Annotated in this window: 21 protein-coding genes; 12 read left to right on the plus strand and 9 right to left on the minus strand. The window is 71.7% G+C overall.

Annotated features, from left to right (window positions below; genetic code table 11):
* Positions 1–153: 153 nt before the first annotated feature.
* Entirely contained in the window at positions 154–1269 is a 1116-nt protein-coding gene (gene ald, locus BMW78_RS12695) for an alanine dehydrogenase (protein ID WP_091760251.1), read from the plus strand.
* 7 nt (positions 1270–1276) lie between these two features.
* Positions 1277–2812 (plus strand): ATP-dependent DNA ligase, encoded by a 1536-nt coding sequence (locus BMW78_RS12700; protein WP_091760254.1) that lies wholly within the window; start codon positions 1277–1279, stop codon positions 2810–2812.
* An 18-nt stretch (positions 2813–2830) separates the two neighbouring features.
* Here the strand turns inward: BMW78_RS12700 and BMW78_RS12705 are convergent, their stop codons facing one another.
* Genes BMW78_RS12705 through BMW78_RS12715 form a run of 3 tightly spaced genes read right to left on the minus strand, consistent with a single transcriptional unit; the run spans position 2831 to position 5445 of the window.
* A complete protein-coding gene (locus BMW78_RS12705) occupies positions 2831–3298 on the minus strand; it encodes a peroxiredoxin (protein ID WP_091760257.1) in 468 nt (155 codons plus the stop codon).
* A gap of 21 nt (positions 3299–3319) precedes the next feature.
* On the minus strand, positions 3320–4132 hold the full coding sequence (locus BMW78_RS12710) for a DUF1295 domain-containing protein (RefSeq protein ID WP_091760259.1): 813 nt from the start codon (positions 4130–4132) through the stop codon (positions 3320–3322).
* 29 nt (positions 4133–4161) lie between these two features.
* On the minus strand, positions 4162–5445 hold the full coding sequence (locus tag BMW78_RS12715; RefSeq protein ID WP_091760261.1) for an SAM-dependent methyltransferase: 1284 nt from the start codon (positions 5443–5445) through the stop codon (positions 4162–4164).
* A gap of 123 nt (positions 5446–5568) precedes the next feature.
* Here BMW78_RS12715 and BMW78_RS12720 point away from each other — a divergent pair, with 123 nt between their 5' ends.
* From BMW78_RS12720 to BMW78_RS12760, 9 genes are all read left to right on the plus strand, one after another.
* Positions 5569–6498: an LLM class F420-dependent oxidoreductase gene (locus BMW78_RS12720; protein WP_091760264.1), complete on the plus strand. Its 930-nt coding sequence runs from the start codon at positions 5569–5571 to the stop codon at positions 6496–6498.
* Positions 6499–6607: 109 nt separating this feature from the next.
* A complete protein-coding gene (locus BMW78_RS12725; RefSeq protein ID WP_091760267.1) occupies positions 6608–7081 on the plus strand; it encodes a MarR family winged helix-turn-helix transcriptional regulator in 474 nt (157 codons plus the stop codon).
* A gap of 9 nt (positions 7082–7090) precedes the next feature.
* The gene (locus BMW78_RS12730; protein WP_091760270.1) at positions 7091–8305 is read left to right on the plus strand and encodes an MFS transporter; all 1215 of its coding nucleotides are present in this window, start codon (positions 7091–7093) and stop codon (positions 8303–8305) included.
* Positions 8306–8347: 42 nt separating this feature from the next.
* On the plus strand, positions 8348–9112 hold the full coding sequence (locus tag BMW78_RS12735; RefSeq protein WP_091760274.1) for a HipA family kinase: 765 nt from the start codon (positions 8348–8350) through the stop codon (positions 9110–9112).
* Positions 9109–9516: a DUF3037 domain-containing protein gene (locus BMW78_RS12740; protein ID WP_091760277.1), complete on the plus strand. Its 408-nt coding sequence runs from the start codon at positions 9109–9111 to the stop codon at positions 9514–9516. The genes BMW78_RS12735 and BMW78_RS12740 overlap by 4 nt, the downstream gene beginning before the upstream one ends.
* 10 nt (positions 9517–9526) lie before the next feature.
* Positions 9527–10060 (plus strand): YbhB/YbcL family Raf kinase inhibitor-like protein, encoded by a 534-nt coding sequence (locus BMW78_RS12745; RefSeq protein WP_091760280.1) that lies wholly within the window; start codon positions 9527–9529, stop codon positions 10058–10060.
* Positions 10061–10185: 125 nt separating this feature from the next.
* Positions 10186–11088, plus strand: coding sequence for a carbohydrate ABC transporter permease (locus BMW78_RS12750; protein WP_218144350.1), 903 nt, complete (start codon positions 10186–10188; stop codon positions 11086–11088).
* A complete protein-coding gene (locus BMW78_RS12755; RefSeq protein WP_091760284.1) occupies positions 11085–11924 on the plus strand; it encodes a carbohydrate ABC transporter permease in 840 nt (279 codons plus the stop codon). The genes BMW78_RS12750 and BMW78_RS12755 overlap by 4 nt, the downstream gene beginning before the upstream one ends.
* Positions 11925–11947: 23 nt before the next feature.
* Positions 11948–13351, plus strand: coding sequence for an ABC transporter substrate-binding protein (locus BMW78_RS12760; protein ID WP_091760287.1), 1404 nt, complete (start codon positions 11948–11950; stop codon positions 13349–13351).
* A gap of 30 nt (positions 13352–13381) precedes the next feature.
* Here BMW78_RS12760 and BMW78_RS12765 read toward each other — a convergent pair whose 3' ends face one another.
* Entirely contained in the window at positions 13382–14200 is an 819-nt protein-coding gene (locus BMW78_RS12765) for a TrmH family RNA methyltransferase (protein WP_091760289.1), read from the minus strand.
* Positions 14201–14271: 71 nt separating this feature from the next.
* Here BMW78_RS12765 and BMW78_RS12770 point away from each other — a divergent pair, with 71 nt between their 5' ends.
* Positions 14272–15210, plus strand: coding sequence for an amidohydrolase family protein (locus BMW78_RS12770; protein WP_245735837.1), 939 nt, complete (start codon positions 14272–14274; stop codon positions 15208–15210).
* Between the two features lie 10 nt (positions 15211–15220).
* On the opposite strand, the gene BMW78_RS12775 is transcribed toward BMW78_RS12770, so the two are convergent.
* From BMW78_RS12775 to BMW78_RS12795, 5 genes are all read right to left on the minus strand, one after another.
* Positions 15221–15943, minus strand: a complete 723-nt coding sequence (locus BMW78_RS12775) for a sulfite exporter TauE/SafE family protein (protein ID WP_091760294.1) — start codon at positions 15941–15943, stop codon at positions 15221–15223.
* 27 nt (positions 15944–15970) lie between these two features.
* Complete coding sequence (locus BMW78_RS12780; RefSeq protein ID WP_091760297.1) at positions 15971–16738, minus strand: sulfite exporter TauE/SafE family protein; 768 nt, start codon at positions 16736–16738, stop codon at positions 15971–15973.
* A 153-nt stretch (positions 16739–16891) separates the two neighbouring features.
* Positions 16892–18097, minus strand: coding sequence for an SPFH domain-containing protein (locus BMW78_RS12785; RefSeq protein ID WP_091760300.1), 1206 nt, complete (start codon positions 18095–18097; stop codon positions 16892–16894).
* A 6-nt stretch (positions 18098–18103) separates the two neighbouring features.
* Positions 18104–18571 (minus strand): NfeD family protein, encoded by a 468-nt coding sequence (locus BMW78_RS12790; RefSeq protein WP_091760304.1) that lies wholly within the window; start codon positions 18569–18571, stop codon positions 18104–18106.
* Between the two features lie 116 nt (positions 18572–18687).
* Complete coding sequence (locus BMW78_RS12795) at positions 18688–19494, minus strand: ABC transporter ATP-binding protein (RefSeq protein ID WP_091760307.1); 807 nt, start codon at positions 19492–19494, stop codon at positions 18688–18690.
* Positions 19495–19546 lie beyond the last annotated feature (52 nt).

A 19546-nucleotide genomic window follows, 5' to 3' on the forward strand; every position in this document is an offset into this window, starting at 1 on the left:
CCCGCAGTCTGCGCGCAGCTGGTGCGCACGGCGTACAGCACCAGGGTGAGTGCCAGAAGTCCCACCACGACCGACCGGCTGATCTGGTTGCATGGCGGCACCACCCGTTGTGCAGCATGCTTCGGGACGTCAACGACGACATGAGGAGAGGCCATGAAGGTCGGGATCCCCCGCGAGGTCAAGAACCACGAGTACCGGGTGGCCATCACCCCTGCCGGCGTGCACGAGCTCGTGCTGCACGGCCACGAGGTGTTCGTGGAGAAGGACGCCGGCGGTGGGTCCTCCATCCTCGATGAGGACTACGTCACGGCCGGAGCGACGATCCTCGACACCGCTGACGACGTGTGGGGCACCGGCGACCTCATCCTCAAGGTCAAGGAGCCGGTGGCCGAGGAGTACCACCGGATGCGCGACGGGCAGACGCTCTTCACCTACCTCCACCTCGCCGCCGACAAGCCGCTGACCGAGGAGCTGGCCAAGCGCCGCGTCACGGGCATCGCCTACGAGACGGTCGAGCTGCCGGACCGCAGCCTGCCGCTGCTCGCCCCGATGTCAGAGGTCGCCGGGCGCCTCGCGCCACAGGTCGGCGCCCAGGCGCTGATGCGGGCCCAGGGCGGCCGCGGCATCCTCATGGGCGGTGTCTCCGGGGTCTACGCCGCCAAGGTGGTCGTCATCGGCGCCGGCGTCTCCGGCATGAACGCCGCGGCCATCGCGCTCGGCATGCAGGCGGAGGTGCTGCTGCTCGACCGAGACATCGTCAAGCTGCGCCAGGCGGACTTCCTCTACCAGGGCCACTGCCAGACGGTCGCCTCCAACGCCTACGAGATCGAGCGGGCCATCTCCGACGCCGACATGGTGATCGGCGCGGTGCTGGTGCCAGGTGCGAAGGCTCCCAAGCTGGTCACCAACGAGCAGGTCTCCCGCATGAAGCCGGGCTCGGTGCTGGTCGACATCGCCATCGACCAGGGCGGCTGCTTCGAGGACTCGCGTCCGACGACCCACGCCGACCCGACGTACCGGGTGCACAACTCGGTGTTCTACTGCGTGGCGAACATGCCCGGCGCGGTGCCGCACACCTCCACCTACGCCCTCACCAACGTCACCCTTCCGTATGCCGTGGCGCTGGCGGACAAGGGCTGGCGCCAGGCGCTGCGCGACGACCGGTCGCTCGCCTTGGGCCTCAACACCTTCGAGGGCGCGGTGACCTACGGCCCGGTGGCCGAGGCGCACGGCATGGAGTCGGTCACCCTCGACAGCGTCCTGGCCTGAGGCACCCGTGCTGCTGCGTGACCTCGTCGAGGCCTCGGCCGCCGTCGCCTCGACGAGGTCACGCTCGCGCAAGGCCGAGGTGATCGCCGAGGTGCTGCGCCGGTGCGCGCCCGACGAGGTGTCGGTCGCGGCGAGCTGGCTCTCGGGGGTGCTCCCCCAGCGGCGCGTCGGGGTGGGCTGGCGAGGGCTGGCCGACCTGCCCTCCCCCGCCGAGACGCCGTCCCTCACCCTGGCCGACACCGACACGGCGCTCACCGCGCTGGCGGCCGTCTCGGGCTCCGGCTCGGGTGCGTCGCGAAGCGTCGCCGTGCGCGAGCTGCTCGCCGCCGCAACGGCGCAGGAGCAGGACTGGCTCCGCCGCATCATCACCGGCGAGATGCGCCAGGGCGCCCTCGACGGCGTCTCGCTGCAGGCGATCGCCCTGGCCGCGCAGGTGCCGGAGGCCTCCGTGCGCAGGGCCGTCATGCTCGCCGGCTACGCCGGGCCGGTGGCCGAGGCGGCCCTCGCCGGCGGCACCGAGGCCCTCGACATGATCGGCCTCGAGGTCGGCCGTCCCGTGCGCCCCATGCTCGCGGCGTCCGCGCCAGACGTGACCGCGGCCGTCGACCAGGCGGGCGTGGACGGGGCGACGGTCGTGGACGGCAAGCTCGACGGCATACGGGTGCAGGCGCACCGCCTCGGTGACGAGGTGAGGGTCTTCACCCGCAGTCTCGACGACATCACCGAGCGGGTGCCCGAGGTCGTCGAGGCGACCCTCGCGCTTCCGGGTGGGGCGCTCGTGCTCGACGGCGAGGCCATCGCCCTCGGTGACGGTGGCCGCCCGCTGCCGTTCCAGGACACCGCCGGCCGCACCATGAGCTCGAAGGCGGTCGAGGAGCTGCGCCGCCAGGTGCCGCTCAGCGTCTACTTCTTCGACCTGCTGCACCACGACGGCGAGGACCTCATCGACCATCCCGCGGAGGAGCGCTTCCGGCGGCTCGAGGCCGTCGTGCCACCCACGCTGCTGGTGCCCCGGCTCTGGGCCGACCACCCCGACGCCGCCCAGGGCTTCTTCGACGAGCTGGTCGCGGCCGGGCACGAGGGCGTGGTGGTCAAGGACGCGTCCGCGACCTACGCCGCCGGGCGCCGGGGTGCGGGCTGGGTGAAGGTCAAGCCCCGGCACACCCTCGACCTCGTCGTGCTCGCCGTCGAGTGGGGCAGCGGGCGACGGCAGGGGTACCTCTCGAACATCCACCTCGGCGCGCGCGACCCGCAGGGCGGCGGCTTCGTCATGCTGGGCAAGACGTTCAAGGGCATGACCGACGCGATGCTGGCCTGGCAGACCGAGCGGTTCCTGGCGCTGGAGACCGGCCGTGACCGACACGTCGTGCACGTGCGGCCGGAGCAGGTCGTCGAGGTCGCGTTCGACGGGGTGCAGCGCTCCTCGCGCTACCCCGGCGGGATGGCGCTGCGGTTCGCCCGGGTGCTCCGCTACCGCGACGACAAGAGCGCCGAGGAGGCCGACACCGTCGAGACGGTGCGGTCCATCGCCGGTCGCGGTTGACGGCTCAGCGCTGACGACTCAGCCCGGGGCGACCAGCCCCGCCACCGCGGCCAGCGCCCGGTCGGCGTGCGCGTCCATGTCGAGCTCGCTGGCCACGACCTCGTGGACGGTGCCGTCGGTGCCGATGACGAAGGTGACCCGCTTCACCGGGGTGATGAACCGGCGGCGCACGCCGTAGGCCGTGGCCACCGCACCGTCCTCGTCCGAGAGCAGCGGGAAGCCGAAGCCGTTGCGCTGCTCGAACTCCTGCTGGGTCGAGACGGCGTCGGTGCTGATGCCCACCGGCTGGGCCCCGGCCGCCTCGAACTCCGCTCGCAGGTCGCGGAACCGGCACGCCTCGCGCGTGCAGCCGCCGGTCATCGCGGCGGGGTAGAAGAACAGGACGACGGGGCCGGACTCCAGCAGCGTGCTGAGGCGCCGGCGCAGGCCGCTCTGGTCGGCCAGCTCGAAGTCGGGTGCGGTGGCTCCGCGGGACAGCGTCTTCATCGGGTCCTCTCTTGGTGCAGGTCAGGCGCGCTTGGGGGGCAGCGGGACGAAGCCGCTCGTGCGGCGCACGTAGTCGGCGTACTCAGGACGTCGGTCGCCGATGTCCTTCTCCAGCAACGCTGCTCCCGTGCCCTTGGCGAGGTTCCAGGTCATGAAGGCCGGTGACAGGACGAACAGGACTCCGGGCCAGGTGCTGGCGGCGACGAGCCACAGCCCCCACCAGACGCAGGCGTCGCCGAAGTAGTTGGGGTGGCGGGTGTAGTGCCAGAGGCCGGTGTCGAGCACCTTGCCCTTGTTGCCGGGGTCGGCCTTGAACCGCTCGAGCTGCCAGTCCCCGACCGCCTCGAAGAACAACCCCACGGCCCACACGGCCACACCCAGCCAGGCGAGCCACCCCAGCGGGTCGGACTGAACCATGGCGACCTGCACCGGCAGCGAGACGAACCACATCACGACGCCCTGGGTGAGGTAGATGCGGCGGACGGCGAACACGGTGCGGCTGCCCGGTGCCTTGGCGAGCATGGCTTCGTAGCGCGGGTCCTCGCCCTTCCCGCGGGAGCGGCGGGCGATGTGGACCCCCAGGCGCAGCCCCCACGCGGCTGTCATCAGCAGCACCAGCCAGGACCGGCCCGCGTCACCGTCGCCCACGAGGAAGGCGGTCAGCGCGATGGCGACGAAGCCGAGGCCCCACGCGACGTCGACGACGGTGTGGCGTCCCTGCCGGAGGGCCACGAGCAGCGTCACGCCCAGCACCACCACGACCGCGGCCAGCGTCCACGGAAGGAGAGCCAGCAGGTCGCCCCAGTCGAAGCCGACGGAGGTGGCGGCCGCCATCGGGACCACCACGGCAGGCGCCAACGCCGTCACCGGCGCACCGCCGGCATACCGCTCTCGCCGTTGGACCCGCGGCGCACGGCGAGGAGCTGGTCGACGCCCATCCGCCCCTCCTCGAAGGCCAGTGCACCACCGACAAGGTAGAGGCGCCAGACCCGGCCGACCTCCTCGCCGACCATGGCTACCACCTTGTCCCAGTTGGCCTCGAAGGTGTCGTACCACGCCTGCACGGTGCGCACGTAGTGCTCGCGCAGGGAATGGACGTCCCGCACCTCGAGCCCGGCGTCCTCGATGAGGGCGACCGTCTCCCCCACCGGCCGCATCGACATGTCGGGGGCGATGAACGCCTCGATGAACGGGCCGCCGCCGGGGCGGGTGCGCCGCGACATCTGCTGGACGAGGGCCCGGCCGCCGGGCCGGAGCCGGTCGTGGATGACGCGCGTGTAGACGGGGTACTGCTGGTCGCCGACGTGCTCGCCCATCTCGATCGAGGACACCGCGTCGAACCCGGTCTCGGGCACGTCGCGGTAGTCCTGCAGCCGCACCTCGACCCGGTCGCCGAGGCCCCGCTCGGCGACCCGCTGGTCGATGAACGCCTTCTGCTCCGCGGAGATCGTCACGCCGACGACCCGGGCACCGAAGTGCTCGGCGGCGTAGAGGCTGAGCGACCCCCACCCGCAGCCGATGTCGAGCAGCCGGCTCCCCGGCTCCAGCCCGAGCTTGCGGCAGACGAGGTCGAGCTTGTCGCGCTGGGCGTCCTCGACGCCGTAGCCCGGGACGTCGGAGGTCCAGTAGCCGCAGGAGTAGGCCATGTGCGGGTCGAGGATCAGCGAGTAGAACTCGTTTGAGAGGTCGTAGTGGTGCGCGATCGCGTCGCGATCCCGGCGCGGGGAGTGCAGGCGCCCGCGCAGCCGCGCCTGCGAGGCGGGGGGCGCCGGCGGAAGACCCAGGACGCCGAGCTCACCGGCCAGCCGCACCGCGGCAACGACGTCACCGGGCCCCGGCTTGCGGGTGCGCCCCGCCCGCGCCGAGGACCACACCCGGCGCAGCCCGTCGAGCAGGTCGCCCTCGAGGTCGAGCTCGCCGGTGACGTAGGCCTGGGCCAGCCCGAGCTCACCCGGCCGGGCGACCAGGCGCCGCAGGGCGTCCGGCGAGGAGATGACCACGGTCGGCGCGTCGTCGGGGCCGCTCTGGGAGCCGTCCCAGGCCCGCACCCGCACCGGCAGCGTCCCTCCGAAGAGCGGCGCGGCGAGGGCGGCGACACGGCCGGCCACCCCCGTGGGGTTCTTGGTCCGCTCTGCGGTGGTGGTCATCGCTTCTCCCCTGTTCGACGGCAGGCATGAGGGCCCCTCTCCCTTGGCGTTCGCAGCGACGGCCTACCCGGATTGGCCCGCGCGGATTGGCCCGCTCCGTGCCGGCTGCCTACGGTGGGCCGCATGGAGCTGCGCGTCTTCACCGAGCCCCAGCAGGGGGCCACCTACGACGACCTGCTGGCCGTCGCCCGCACCGCCGAGGAGCTCGGCTTCGCCGGGTTCTTCCGGTCCGACCACTACCTGCACATGGGCGGTGACGGTGGTCCCGGCCCGACCGACGCCTGGACCACGCTGGCAGGCCTGGCACGCGACACCTCCACCATCCGTCTCGGCACGCTGGTCTCGTCGGCGACGTTCCGCCTGCCCGGGCCGCTCGCGGTGGCCGTCGCCGGGGTCGACCAGATGAGCGGCGGACGGGTCGAGCTGGGCCTGGGCGCCGGGTGGTTCGAGGCCGAGCACGCGGCCTACGGCATCCCCTTCCCCGGCGTGCGCGAGCGCTTCGACCGGCTCGAGGAGCAGCTCGCCGTCATCACCGGTCTGTGGCGCACGCCGGTGGGCCGCACGTTCACCCACGAGGGCCGCTACTACCCGGTCACCGACTCCCCTGCGCTCGCCAAGCCGGTGCAGCCCGGTGGCGTGCCGGTGATCGTCGGCGGTCACGGCCCGCGGCGCACCCCCGCGCTGGCCGCCCGGTATGCCGCGGAGTTCAACGCAGCCTTCACCTCGCCCCAGGACGCGGCCCGCCTCTTCGAGGGCGTGCAGCGCGCGTGCCTCGACATCGGCCGCGACCCGGGCACCCTCACGCTCTCGGCCGCCCAGGTGCTCTGCCTCGGCGAGGACGAGGCCGCCGTGCGCCGGCGGGCTGCCGCGATCGGCCGTGAGCCGGACGAGCTGCGGACCAACGGCCTCGCCGGCACCGCCGAGGAGGTGCTCGAGAAGGTGCACGCCTTCGCGTCGGCCGGGGCGACGCGGCTCTACCTCCAGGTGCTCGACCTGTCCGACCTCGAGCACCTCGCCGACGTCGCGCGGCTCGTCATGCCGAAGGTGGGCTGACCCGGACGGCAGGGCGCGTCCCCGTGCTCGGACCGCTTTGCCGGGGTCGGAGGGTTGTCGTCACCTCGCCGATTTCACATAGATAGTCTGTCTATGTATTCTCGGTCGGGTGACCGAGGACCTGACCGCGCTGGGCAACGACCTGCTGCGTGCCATCGCCCGCCTCAACCGGTGGGCGACCCGGCACGCCTCCTTCGACGTGCCCTACGCGCAGGCTCGCCTGCTGGCCCTGCTCGACGAGCTGGGCCCGGAGCGCGTCAGCGCGCTCGCCGAGGCCGACAACTCGAGCCAGCCGACACTGACCACCCAGGTCCAGCGCCTGGAGGCAGCAGGCTGGGCCCGGCGTGAGGCCGACCCCGACGACGCCCGCGCGTCGCTCATCTCGCTGACCGAGCAGGGCCGGGCCGCCCTCGACGCGGTGCGGCACGCGCGCTACGCCGTGCTCGCCCCCGTGCTGGAGCAGCTGTCACCCGACGAGCAGGACCACCTGCGCGACGCCGTGGCCCTGCTCCACCGCCTCGTCGAGGCCACGAGCCAGCCGTCACCCCTCCCCCCGCCGAACTCCCCCCTCCGGAAGGACTGAGCCACCGTCATGTGGAGACAGCCAAAGACCGTCTGGGCCGTCGCCTTCGCCTGCGTCATCGCGTTCATGGGCATCGGCCTCGTCGACCCCATCCTCAAGCCGATCGCCGACGAGCTCGGTGCCGGCCCCTCGCAGGTGTCCCTGCTCTTCACCAGCTACATGGCCATCATGGGCGTCGCCATGCTGGGCACCGGGTGGGTCTCGAGCCGGCTGGGCGGCAAGACCACCCTGCTGATCGGCCTGGCGATCATCATCGTCGGCGCCGGCCTCGCCGGCAGCCAGGACAGCGTGGGCGGCATCGTCGCCTTCCGCGCGGTCTGGGGCCTCGGCAACGCCCTGTTCATCGCCACCGCGCTGACCATGATCGTCAAGGCCGCCAAGGGCTCCGTGGGCCAGGCGATCATCCTCTACGAGGCCGCCCTGGGTCTCGGCATCGCGGCCGGGCCGCTGGTCGGCGGTGAGCTCGGCTCCGTGTCGTGGCGCTGGCCGTTCTACGGCGTCTCGGTGCTCATGCTCGTCGCCCTCGTGGCCACCAGCGTGCTGCTCCCCGCAACTCCGCGCGCCGAGGCACCGACGTCGATCACCGCGCCGCTCAAGGCCCTTCGCCACCGCGGTCTGCTCACCGCGGCCCTGACGTCGCTGTTCTACAACTTCGGGTTCTTCACCCTGCTGGCCTTCACGCCCTTCCCGCTCGACCTCTCCGCCCACGACGTCGGCCTGGTCTTCTTCGGCTGGGGCCTGCTGCTGGCCTTCACGTCGGTCGTCGTGGCCCCGATGGTGCAGCGCGCGGTCGGCACCTTCACCGGCATCGTCGGGGCGCTGCTGGGCTTCGCGGTGATCCTCGCCGCCATGGGCGTCTGGACCGAGCACAAGCCGGTGCTGATCGTCGGTGTGGTGCTGGCCGGCGCCTTCCTCGGCGTCAACAACACCCTCATCACCGAGACGGTCATGAAGGTCGCGCCGGTCGAGCGCGGGGTCGCGTCGGCGGCCTACAGCTTCGTCCGCTTCTCCGGCGGCGCGGTCGCCCCGTGGCTGGCCGGCCGGCTCGGCGAGCGCTCGCTGCACCTGCCGTTCTACGTCGGCGCGGGCGCGGTCGTGCTCGCGGTCGTCGTGCTCTCGACCGGCCGTCGGTTCGTCGCCGCCATCGACGCCCAGCCCGCTCACGGCGCCGAGCGCGTCGACTCCCGGGTGGAGGCCGAGGCGGTCACGGTCGGCGACAGCTGACCTCCACCTCACCCCGGCCCACTGCCCTCTAGGCTGTCGGCCGTGCTCGAACAGATCACCGCGACCCGGTACGTCACCCCCCTGCGGGAGGGCGGCTCACTGCCGGGCATCGTCGAGGGCGACGACTGCGGCACCTACGTGCTGAAGTTCCGCGGCGCCGGGCAGGGCGTGAAGGTCCTCGTGGCCGAGGTGGTCGTCGGCGAGCTCGCCCGGCGGCTCGGGCTGCGGGTCCCCCGGCTCGCCGTCGTCGACCTGCAGGCGCCGATCGCGCGCTACGAGGCTGACGAGGAGGTGCAGGACCTGCTCAGCGCGAGCCTCGGGCTCAACCTCGGCATCGACTTCCTGCCGGGCTCGTTCGGCTACGACGGCTCTCGCCCACCCACGCCCCAGCAGGCCGCCGACATCGTGTGGCTCGACGCGCTGGTCGCCAACGTCGACCGCACCTGGGCCAACCCCAACCTGCTGGTGTGGCACGGCGAACCCTGGTGCATCGACCACGGCGCCGCCCTCTACTTCCACCACCAGTGGCCCAGCAGGGGCCCCGACCCCGACCGCTTCGCCCGCCAGCCCTACGACGCCAGCCGGCACGTGCTGGCCGACGTGGCGGGCAGCGTCGACGACGCCCACGAGCGCCTGGCACCCCAGGTGACCGCCGACCTCCTCGACGAGGTGGCCGCTCAGGTGCCCGACGCCTGGCTGGAGGAGGCACCCGGCCTCGACTCCCCCGGCGCCGTGCGCGCGGCATACCGCGAGCACCTGCTCGCCCGCGTCGGCTCCACGACCTGGCTGCCGGCAGGCGCGCGATGACGGGTCACGGACCGCTGCAGGGCTACCAGTACGTCGTGCTGCGCTGCGTGCCCCGCGTGGAGCGGGAGGAGTTCCTCAACGTGGGCGTGGTGCTCTACAGCCAGGCCGCCGACTACCTCGAGGCCAGCTACACCGTCGACGAGGCACGGCTGCGCGCCTTCGCTCCCGACCTCGACACCACCGAGGTCGCCGACGCGCTCGAGACGGTCTGCCGGGTGTGCCGCGGCGTCACCGGCGGCGGCCTGCCCGACCTCGGTGGGCTCGGCCGCCGCTTCGGCTGGCTCAGTGCACCGCGCAGCACCGTGGTGCAGCCCGGTCCGGTGCACGGGGGGCTCGCGGCCGACCCCGCCGCCGAGCTCGAGCGGCTCGTCGCACGGCTGGTCGGTCCGCCGGACCGCGGCTAGTGTCCCGAGCATGAACCTCGACCGACCGCAACCGCCCAACCCCTACGACTTCCTCCCGCCGGTGCCGTCGTTCACGGTCACGAGCGACGCGTTCTCCGAAGGTGGCGAGGTGCCCTCCAAGCACGCCGTCGACGGCAGCAACGTCTCTCCGCAGCTGTCGTGGATCGGCGCGCCCGAGGGGACCCGCGGCTACGCCGTCACCTGCTTCGACCCCGACGCGCCGACCCCGTCCGGCTTCTGGCACTGGACGGTGCTGAACATCCCCGCCGACGTCACCGAGCTGCCCGAGAACGCCGGCGCCGCCGGTGGGGCGAACCTGCCCGAGGGCGCCTTCCACGTGGTCAACGACTACGGCAAGAAGGCGTTCGGTGGCTGCGCGCCGCCGCCCGGCGACCGGCCGCACCGCTACTACTTCGTGGTGCACGCCCTGGACACCGACGACATGGGCCTCGACGACTCGGCCACCGCCACCGCCGCGTCGTTCAACACCTGCATGCACACGCTGGGCCGCGCGCAGGTGATGGCGCACTACCAGAACGCCTGACCCGCACCGGCCACCGCATGGCGGGGCGGAGCGCCCCGACGATCCGCCCCGCCATGTGAACCGCTCACCACATTGGGGGGTGCCCCTGCGCAAAACTTCCCGGTTTGCTCGGTAGGGTCCCCCGCATGAGCGCAACAACGGTGGGGGCCGAGCGGCGCCGCGGATCCCTCATGGCCTTCGCCTACCTCGTGCCCGCGCTGGTCGTCTTCGCCGTCTTCATCTTCTGGCCGCTGGGCAAGTCCGTCCTGCTGTCCGTCCAGGGCACCGACATCATCGGCAACCCCAGCGGCTTCGTCGGCTTCGTCAACTACACCAAGCTGTTCAGCGACCCCGACTTCCTCCAGGTGCTCTGGGTGACCTTCGCCTTCACGGTGCTCACGGTCTTCCCGAGCATCGCCATCGCACTCGTCATCGCCCTGCTGCTGCAGAGCCGGATCCGGGCGGTGCGGTTCTTCCGCACCGCCTTCGCCCTGCCGTTCGCCTTCTCCGTCGCCACGGCCTCGGTCATCTTCGGTGTGCTCTACAACCCGGCCTCCGGCGTGCTCAACGGCCTGCTGTCCTACATCGGCGTCGACAAGGTGCAGTGGCTCACCGACCCGGACCTCGCGATCTGGTCGGTGGCGGCCGCGACCGTGTGGATGCAGCTCGGCTACAACCTGCTCGTCATCTCCGCCGGCCTCGGCGCCCTGCCCGAGGACGTCCTCGAGGCAGCCCGGCTCGACGGCGCCTCCGGCCTGCGCCTCCAGCGCTCGATCGTCATGCCGCTCATCACCCCACAGCTGTTCTTCCTGGTGGTCGTCGGCACGATCCACGCCCTGCAGAGCTTCGGGCAGATCAAGATCCTGACCGTCGGCGGGCCACAGGGCACGACGACCACGCTCGTGTACTCGATCTACGAGCAGGCCTTCGCCAACAACAACTCCAACTACGGCTACGCCTCCGCACAGGCCATGGTGCTGCTGCTCATCGTGCTGGCGATCACCGCGGTCCAGTTCGGCGTGCTCGAGCGAAAGGTGTTCTACCGATGAGCAGGATCCGCACCGCCCGCGGACGGCAGAGCGGCATCGGCTCCTACGTCGTGCTCGGCCTGCTGTTCCTGGTCGTGCTCTTCCCCGTCTACTACGGCCTCGTCGGCTCGTTCATGGGTGAGCGCGACACCAACTCGTTCCCGCCGGCCCTGTGGCCGGTCAGCGGCCTGCACCCCGAGAACTACGGCGACGCGCTCGGCATCATCCCGCTGGGCAACCAGTACCTCACCAGCGTGCTGCAGACCCTCGTCATCACGGCCGGCCAGATGGTCACCAGCGCCCTCGCGGCATACGCGTTCGTGTTCCTGCCGCTGAGGTGGCGGGCGTTCTGGTTCGGGGTCTTCCTCAGCACGATGATGATCCCCTACGAGTCGATCATCATCCCCAACTACCTGCTCATCTCGCAGTGGGGGCTGAAGGACACCATCGCCGGGCTCACGCTGCCGTTCCTGGCGACCGGCTTCGGCGCCTTCCTGCTGCGCCAGTCGTTCCTGTCCTTCCCGATGGAGCTGCGTGACGCCGCCCGCGTGGACGGCGCCGGTCACTTCCGGTTCCTCTTCTCGATCCTGCTGCCGCTCAGCCGACCCAGCCTCGCCGCGCTCGGCATCTGGTCGGCGCTGTCGGCCTGGAACATGTACTTCTGGCCGCTGCTCGCCACCGAGGACCCGCGCCACCAGACCATCCAGATCGGCATCAGCCAGCTCCAGACCTCCGACGGAGACTCGCCGGGCATGGTTCTCGCCGGCGTGATGCTCGCCCTCTTCCCGACCCTGCTGCTCGTCATCTTCGGGCAGCGGTTCATCGTCCGCGGGCTCACCGCGGGTGCCGTCAAGTGACCGAAGTCAAAGGAGACCACGACGTGTTCAGTTCAAGCAGGGGGACCAACCGGCTCCGGTATGCCGTACCCGCCGGCGTCGCATCGCTGTCCCTCCTCCTCGCCGCCTGCGGCGGCGACAGCTCCGGCGGCGAGGCCTCCGGCGCACCGGCGGCCGGGGCCCTCGACAAGGCCAGCGGCGTCACCACGGTGTCGTTCTGGCACGCGATGGACGGCAAGAACGCCGAGGTGCTGACCAAGCTGGTCAGCGACTTCAACGCCGCGCACCAGGGCAAGATCGAGGTCAAGGCGACCTACGCCGGCAAGTACGACGACGCGATCACCAAGTACAAGGCCGCGATCCAGAGCAAGTCGACGCCCGACGTCATCCAGATCTACGACATCGGCACCCAGTTCATGATCGACGCCAAGCAGACCGTGCCGATGCAGTCGTTCATCGACCGCGACAAGCTCAACGTCGGTGACCTGCAGCCCAACATCACCGGCTACTACTCGGTCGACAAGAAGCTGAACTCGATGCCGTTCAACACGTCGATGCCGGTCATGTACTACAACAAGACGCTCTTCAAGAAGGCCGGCCTCGACCCGGAGAAGCCGCCGACCAACCTCGACGAGATCCGCACCGCCGCGGAGAAGCTGTCGAAGAAGAAGGGCGGGCCCGCCGACTACGGCTTCGGCGCCGCCATCTACGGCTGGCTGCTCGAGCAGTTCATCGCCACCAGCGGCAGCGAGTACTGCGACCAGGGCAACGGCCGCGACGGCAAGGCCACCAAGGTCCAGTTCGACCAGGGCGCGGCCATCGACGTCGTGACCTGGTGGCAGAAGATGGTCAAGGACGGCCTCGCCGCCAACACCGGGCGCGACACCAAGGCGGCCCAGGCCGCCTTCAAGTCGGGCCAGCTCGCGATCAACCTCGAGTCCACCGGCCAGCTCGGCGGCTACAGCGAGGCGGCCAAGCAGGGCGGCTGGGAGCTCGGTGCGGCCAACTACCCGCACGTCAAGGCGGGCGAGACCGGTGGCCCGATCATCGGCGGCGCCTCGCTGTGGATCAACGGTGTCGGCCACAAGGACGCCAACAAGGAGGCCGCCTGGCAGTTCGTGAAGTTCCTCTCCGAGCCGAAGAGCCAGGCCACCTGGCACACCGGCACGGGCTACTTCCCGAACTCGAAGGGTGCCCTCAACGAGCCGGTCGACGTCGAGTACCGCAAGAACAACCCGCTCTTCGACGTGGCGGTCAAGCAGCTCGAGGGAACCGAGCTGACCAAGGCGACCCAGGGCTGCCTCCTCGGCGTCATGCCGCAGGCCCGGAAGGCCTCCGAGGACGGCATCGAGGCCGCGCTCAACGGCGGTGACCCGCAGCAGTCCATGACCAAGGCGGCCCAGGGCCTCGAGGCCCAGATCAAGAGCTACAACGACTCGGTCAAGTAACCGGTACCACCGACGCTGCCGGCAGGCACGTCACCCTCGCTGCGGCGGGCGCAGGGCCCAGGCGGCCACGGCGCCCGCCGCAGCCACGTTCAGGGAGTCCACTCCCCCGCCCATCGGGATCGTGACGGTGAGGTCGGCGGCGGCGATCGTGTGGTGCGACAGCCCGTCGCCCTCGGTGCCCAGCACCAGGGCGAGCCGCTCGGGCGGGTCGGCGGCCAGCGCGTCGAGACTGACGGCGTCGTCGGCCAGCGCGAGTGTGGCCACGGTGAACCCGCTGTGCTGCAACGTCGCCACCGACCCCGGCCACGGGTCGATTCGCGTCCACGGCACCTGGAAGACGGTGCCCATCGAGACGCGGATCGCCCTGCGGTACAACGGGTCCGCGCAGCGCGGTGTCACCAGCACGGCGTCGACCCCCAGCGCGGCGGCCGACCGGAACACCGCGCCGACGTTGGTGTGGTCGACGATGTCCTCGAGCACCATCACGCGCCGCGCGTCCCGCACCAGGTCCTCCACAGCCGGCAGCACCGGACGATGCATGGAGGCCAGGGCGCCGCGATGCAGGTGGAACCCCGTCAGCTGCTCGACGACGTCGTGCTCCCCCACGAAGACCGGGACGCCGGCCGCCTCGGCCTCGGCCACCACGTCGGCGAGGTCGGTGAGCCACCGCTCCGCCATGAGGTAGGACCGCGGCTGGTGCCCGGCCGCCAGGGCACGGCGGATGACCTTCTCCGACTCGGCGATGTAGAGCCCGCGCTCGGGCTCGGTGCGCCGTCGCAGGGCGACGTCGGTGAGGCCGACGTAGTCGAGCAGGCGCGGGTCGGCGGGGTCGTCGATGCGGGTCGGCACCCGGCAATCCTGCCGCACGGCTGCGCAGGTCCGGCGCGCTGGCCCCGCGGCCCATGTCCTACGGTGGCGCGGTGACCGCCGCTCCCCTCGACGACGCCGTGAGGGCCGATGCCGCCGTGCCGGCACTCTGGGCCGAGCTCGGTGTGCCCGGCCTGGTCGATGCCCACGTGCACGTGATGCCCCAGCGGCTGCTGGACAGGATCTGGGCCTACTTCGACTCCGCCGGCCCGCTCGTCGGTCGACCCTGGCCGATCGCCTACCGGTGGCCGCAGGAGGAGCGGCTCTCCCACCTGCGGACCCTGGGCGTGCGGGCGTTCCCGACGCTGTTCTACGCCCACAAGCCCGGCATGGCCGAAGGCCTCAACGACTGGGGCCGCGACTTCGCGCGGGAGCAACGGGCCGGCGGCCGCGACGACGTCGTCCAGAGCGCGACCTTCTTCCCCGAGCCCGGTGTCCTGGACTACACGGCACGGGCGCTCGACGAGGGCGCCCGGGTGTTCAAGGTGCACGTGCAGGTCGGTGCCTTCGACCCGCGCGACCCGCAGCTGGACCCCGTCTGGGGGCTGCTGGCCGAGGCCGGCACCCCTGTGGTCGTGCACACCGGCAGCGGTCCGGCGCCCGGTGAGCACACCGGGCCGGGTCCGTTCGGCGAGGTGCTGGCGCGTCACCCCCGGCTCACAGCGGTGGTGGCGCACCTCGGCATGCCGGAGTACGACGCCTACCTCGAGCTGGCGGCCCGTCACCCCAACGTGCACCTCGACACGACCATGGTGTTCGTCGACTTCTTCGACGGCGCGCAGGCACAGACCCGGCTGGCACGGTCCCTGGCGCCCCGCCTGGCCGACCTCGGCGACCGCGTCGTGCTGGGCACCGACTTCCCCAACATCCCGTACGCCTACGCCCACCAGCTCGACGTGCTCCAGCGTCCCGGCCTCGGGCCCGACTGGCTGCGAGCCGTGCTGTGGCACAACGGCGCCCGCCTCTTCGGGTTGGACGCGTCGCTGGCGTAGGTCGCCCGGTTCAGCCGAGGAGGGCTCGCAGGACCACGCTGGCGCCCGCCACGGTGCAGAACCAGAGCACCGCCAGCCGCAGCCGTCCGCGGTCGAGCCGCTCGCGCAGGGGGCCCGCCGCGGCATACCCGAGGGCCATGAACGGCAGCCAGGTGAGGCCGGCGCGCAGCTGCGCACCGGTGAACTGGCCGGCCACGAGCAGGCCGGCGACAGCCAGCACGCTGCCGCCGAGGAAGAACGCCGCCAGGGTGGCCCTCACCCGGGTGGGGCGCTCGTGCTGGAGCACCAGGGCGAGGAAGGGGCCGCCGATCGACGCGGCGGTGCCCGAGATGCCGGCGAGGCCGCCGGCGACGGCGGCGTTGCGGTCGCTGACCCGCACCTCGATGGCCCAGACCGACGCGGCCACCGACAGCAGGACCAGTGCGCCCACCAGCACCGAGATCGCCTGCACCGACATCAGGGCGACCACCGCGACGCCCACCGGCGTCAGCAGGGCACGGCCACCCAGGGCGATCCCCAGCGGGCGCCACGCGATGTCTGCCGGGGCGTGCACGAGCTGCACCACCGGCAGGCTGAAGCTGGTGACCAGCAGGGCTCCCGGCATGAGGTCGGGAGCGAAGACCACGACGAACGGTGCTGCGACCAGGGCCATCCCGAAGCCGACCGAGCTCTGCACGAACGCGCCGGCGAAGAGGGCGAGCCCGAGAGGCAGGACGACGCCCCAGTCGGTCACGAGCGCACAGCCATCAGGCCCGGCCCATCAGGAGAACCAGACCATCTTCACGATCGCCACGACGCCGATGACGATGATGAACGCCCGCAGCGCGTTGGGGGGCAGCCGGCGCCCGACGGTCGAGCCGATGTAGCCGCCGGCCAGCGCCCCGAGCGCCACGAGTCCGGCCACCGGCCAGGAGATCCGGTCCCACGCCACGACCATGAAGGTCACTGCGGCGACCGCGTTGACCACGGTGCCGAGGACGTTCTTGTAGCCGTTGAGCCGTTGCAGCGGCTCGCTGCTCAGCGCGCTCAGCAGGCCGATGAGGATGACGCCCTGGGCGGCACCGAAGTAGCCGCCGTAGACACCCGCGACGAAGGTGCCGCCCATCATCACCGGCTGGTGCCACGGGACGACCGCGTTGCGGTGCCGGCGGGCGGCGGCGTCCTGCAGGCGCGGACCCACCACGACGAGCACGAGGCCGAGCAGGATCAGCGCGGGCACGATGGCGTTGAACGCCTCGGCCGGCAGCACCAGGAGCAGCAGCGCTCCGGTCACGGCGCCGAGGAACGACATCGGCACGAGCCGGAGCAGGGTGCGCGACGTGCCGCGCAGCTCGGCGCGGTAGCCGTGCACACCGGTCACCCCACCGGCGACCAGGCCCACGGTGTTCGACACGTTGGCCACCACCGGCGGGTAGCCGAAGAACAGGAGGGTGGGGAACGTGATCAGGGTCCCGGAGCCGACGATGGTGTTGATCGTGCCGGCGGCCATGCCCGCGAGCAGGATGCAGAGGGCTTCGACGGGAGACACCCAGCAACCCTAGCGACGGCCCGGGGGCCCCACCTCCCGGGGCCACACAGCGGTATGCCGCCCGCTCGGGTGAGCGGGCGGCATACCGGCACAGCGGGTCGGGCCGTGGTCGTGCCCTGGTCGGGCCGTGGTCGGGCCGTGGTCGGGCCGTGGTCAGGCCGGGGGCTGCGTCCCCGGCTGGCCCTCGACGGGCGGCGTGACCGGCGGGACCGCGGGCTCCTCCGGCGCGACCGACTGGCTGGGCGTGGCCGGGTAGCCGGGCTCCGGCTCGGGGACCGTGTCGGCCGGCGGCAACATCGGGGGCTGCACCCGCGGCGCCGGCGTGGCGTGCTCGGTGGCCTCACGGCTGGCCAGGCCGGCCTGTCCGCGCGCCTCCGCGAGTGCCTGGCGCGGGTCCTCGAGGGCCGTCTCCTCGAAGGCGGTGCCGAGGTCACCCGGGTCGACCCAGGCCTCGTCGTCGCCCCCGTTGAACGGTCCCCCGCCCTCCCCGCGTCCGAGCATCCCGCCGATGCCCTTGAGGGCGTCGGTCAGCTCGCTGGGAATGATCCACATCTTGTTGGAGTCGCCCCGGGCGAGCTGCGGCAGCACCTGGAGGTACTGGTAGGCCAGCAGCTTCTGCGTCGGCTTGCCCCGGTGGATGGCGTCGAAGACCTGCTGGATCGCCCGCGCCTGGCCCTGGGCCTCGAGGATCCGGGCCTGGGCCGACCCCTCGGCGCGAAGGATCTGGCTCTGCTTCTCGCCCTCGGCGGTGAGGATCGCCGACTGCTTGGTGCCCTCGGCATACAGGATCTGGGCACGGCGCTCACGCTCGGCCTTCATCTGCTTCTCCATCGACTCCTGCACCGACATCGGCGGGTCGATCGCTTTGAGCTCGACGCGGTTCACGCGGATGCCCCACTTGCCGGTGGCCTCGTCGAGCACCCCGCGGAGCTGGGCGTTGATCTGGTCGCGGCTGGTGAGGGTCTGCTCGAGGTCGAGCGAGCCGATCACGTTGCGCAGCGTGGTGACGGTGAGCTGCTCGATGCCCTGGATGAAGTTGGCGATCTCGTAGACGGCTGCCTTCGCGTCGATCACCGAGTAGTAGATGACCGTGTCGATGTTGACGACGAGGTTGTCCGAGGTGATGACCGGCTGCGGCGGGAACGAGACGACCTGCTCGCGCAGGTCCACGTTGGCTCGCACCTTGTCGACGAACGGCACCAGGAAGTGGATGCCGCCCTCGAGGGTGCGCGAGTAGCGACCCAACCGTTCGATGATCAGCGCCGTCTGCTGCGGGACGATCCGGACCGTCCGGATGATGACGATCGCCGCGAACAGCACGAGCAGCAGCAGGACGATGTACCCCGCTCCGAATGTCATGTGTGGCTATTCCCCTCTGTTGGAGAGCACGTTTCCGGCGACGATCGCCGTGGCCCCCTGGATGGACACGACCCGGACCTGCTGGCCGGGCGTGGCTGGTGCAGCACCCTCGGCGAGCCTGGCCGACCAGGTCTCCCCCGCGAGCTTGACGCGGCCGTCGGTGGCGGTGACCGTCTGGAGCACCCACGCCTGGCGGCCGACCAGGCTGATGACACCGATGGTGTCGGCTGCGGCGTTGTCGTTGAACCTCCGCTTCAGCCAGGGCCGCACGGCGAGCAGCAGCGCGACGGCCACGACGACCCCGATGAGGATCTGCAGGGGCAGGGGCGCGCCGAACGCCGCCGCGACGGCCGAGGCCAGGGCACCACCCGCCAGCATGACGAAGACGAAGTCGACGGTCGCCGCCTCGATCGCCGCAAGGACCAACGCCACCCCGACCCAGATCAGCCAGGGGTTGTCACCCACCCACTCCATCTCGCCCCTCCTGACAACGGTGTCCTCTGCCCACTACGACGTCGCAGGGGCGCCCTTCGTTCCCGTGCCGAGCGTTCCCGCGTGCTCAGCGTTTTCGTGCTCTCGGTGTCTCCGGCTCAGCCGGTCGCGACGGCGGAGCCGGTGCGGGCCCGCGCCGACCAGCGGTCGCCGTGCCGCTCCAGCACCAGCGGGAGGCCGAAGGTCTCCGACAGGTTCTCGGCGGTGAGCGTCAGCTCGATCGGCCCTTGCGCCACGACGCGTCCCTCGCGCAGGAGCAGCACGTCGGTGAACGAGGGCGGGATCTCCTCGACGTGGTGGGTGACCAGCACCAGGGCCGGAGCCTCCACGTCGGCGGCCAGGTCGCCGAGCCGGCGGACGAGGTCCTCCCGGCCGGCGAGGTCGAGACCGGCGGCGGGCTCGTCGAGCAGCATGAGCTCGGGGTCGGTCATCAGTGCGCGGGCGATCTGCACCCGCTTTCGCTCGCCCTCGGAGAGCGTGCCGAAGCGGCGGTCCGCGAGGTGCTCGGCGCCGAGCGCCTCGAGGAGCTCGGCCGCCCGCTGGTGGTCGAGGTTGTCGTAGCTCTCGCGCCAGCGGCCCACGACGCCGTAGGAGGCGGTGACCACGACGTTGTGCACGACCTCGTCACCGGGGATGCGCTCGGCGAGCGAGGCCGACGCCAGCCCGATGCGGGGACGCAGCTCGAAGACGTCGACGGCCCCGAGGACCTCGCTGAGGACCCCGGCCACGCCACGGGTCGGGTGCATCCGGCCGGCCGCCAGCTGAAGCAGCGTGGTCTTCCCAGCGCCGTTGGGGCCCAGGACGACCCAGCGCTCACCCTCCTCGACCTCCCAGGTGATGTCGTCGAGCAGGGTGCTCTGGCCCCGCACGACGCTCACACCGGCGAACTCCAGGACGTCACTCATGGCCCCGACCCTAGTTCACGCACCACTCGTGGCATTGACGACGTGGCCGGGG

This window comes from Pedococcus cremeus (genome assembly GCF_900111375.1).
Classification (GTDB): Bacteria; Actinomycetota; Actinomycetes; order Actinomycetales; family Dermatophilaceae; genus Pedococcus_A; species Pedococcus_A cremeus.

Excerpts from the sequence above, each read along its gene's own strand:
- BMW78_RS12755 (WP_091760284.1), top strand. The coding sequence starts at position 11,085 with ATGAGCAGGATCCGCACCGCCCGCGGACGGCAGAGCGGCATCGGCTCC.
- BMW78_RS12740 (WP_091760277.1), top strand. The coding sequence starts at position 9,109 with ATGACGGGTCACGGACCGCTGCAGGGCTACCAGTACGTCGTGCTGCGC.
- BMW78_RS12730 (WP_091760270.1), top strand. The coding sequence starts at position 7,091 with ATGTGGAGACAGCCAAAGACCGTCTGGGCCGTCGCCTTCGCCTGCGTC.
- BMW78_RS12715 (WP_091760261.1), bottom strand. The coding sequence starts at position 5,445 with ATGACCACCACCGCAGAGCGGACCAAGAACCCCACGGGGGTGGCCGGC.
- BMW78_RS12750 (WP_218144350.1), top strand. The coding sequence starts at position 10,186 with ATGAGCGCAACAACGGTGGGGGCCGAGCGGCGCCGCGGATCCCTCATG.
- BMW78_RS12795 (WP_091760307.1), bottom strand. The coding sequence starts at position 19,494 with ATGAGTGACGTCCTGGAGTTCGCCGGTGTGAGCGTCGTGCGGGGCCAG.
- BMW78_RS12710 (WP_091760259.1), bottom strand. The coding sequence starts at position 4,132 with ATGGCGGCCGCCACCTCCGTCGGCTTCGACTGGGGCGACCTGCTGGCT.
- ald (WP_091760251.1), top strand. The coding sequence starts at position 154 with ATGAAGGTCGGGATCCCCCGCGAGGTCAAGAACCACGAGTACCGGGTG.
- BMW78_RS12785 (WP_091760300.1), bottom strand. The coding sequence starts at position 18,097 with ATGACATTCGGAGCGGGGTACATCGTCCTGCTGCTGCTCGTGCTGTTC.
- BMW78_RS12705 (WP_091760257.1), bottom strand. The coding sequence starts at position 3,298 with ATGAAGACGCTGTCCCGCGGAGCCACCGCACCCGACTTCGAGCTGGCC.
- BMW78_RS12790 (WP_091760304.1), bottom strand. The coding sequence starts at position 18,571 with ATGGAGTGGGTGGGTGACAACCCCTGGCTGATCTGGGTCGGGGTGGCG.
- BMW78_RS12745 (WP_091760280.1), top strand. The coding sequence starts at position 9,527 with ATGAACCTCGACCGACCGCAACCGCCCAACCCCTACGACTTCCTCCCG.
- BMW78_RS12720 (WP_091760264.1), top strand. The coding sequence starts at position 5,569 with ATGGAGCTGCGCGTCTTCACCGAGCCCCAGCAGGGGGCCACCTACGAC.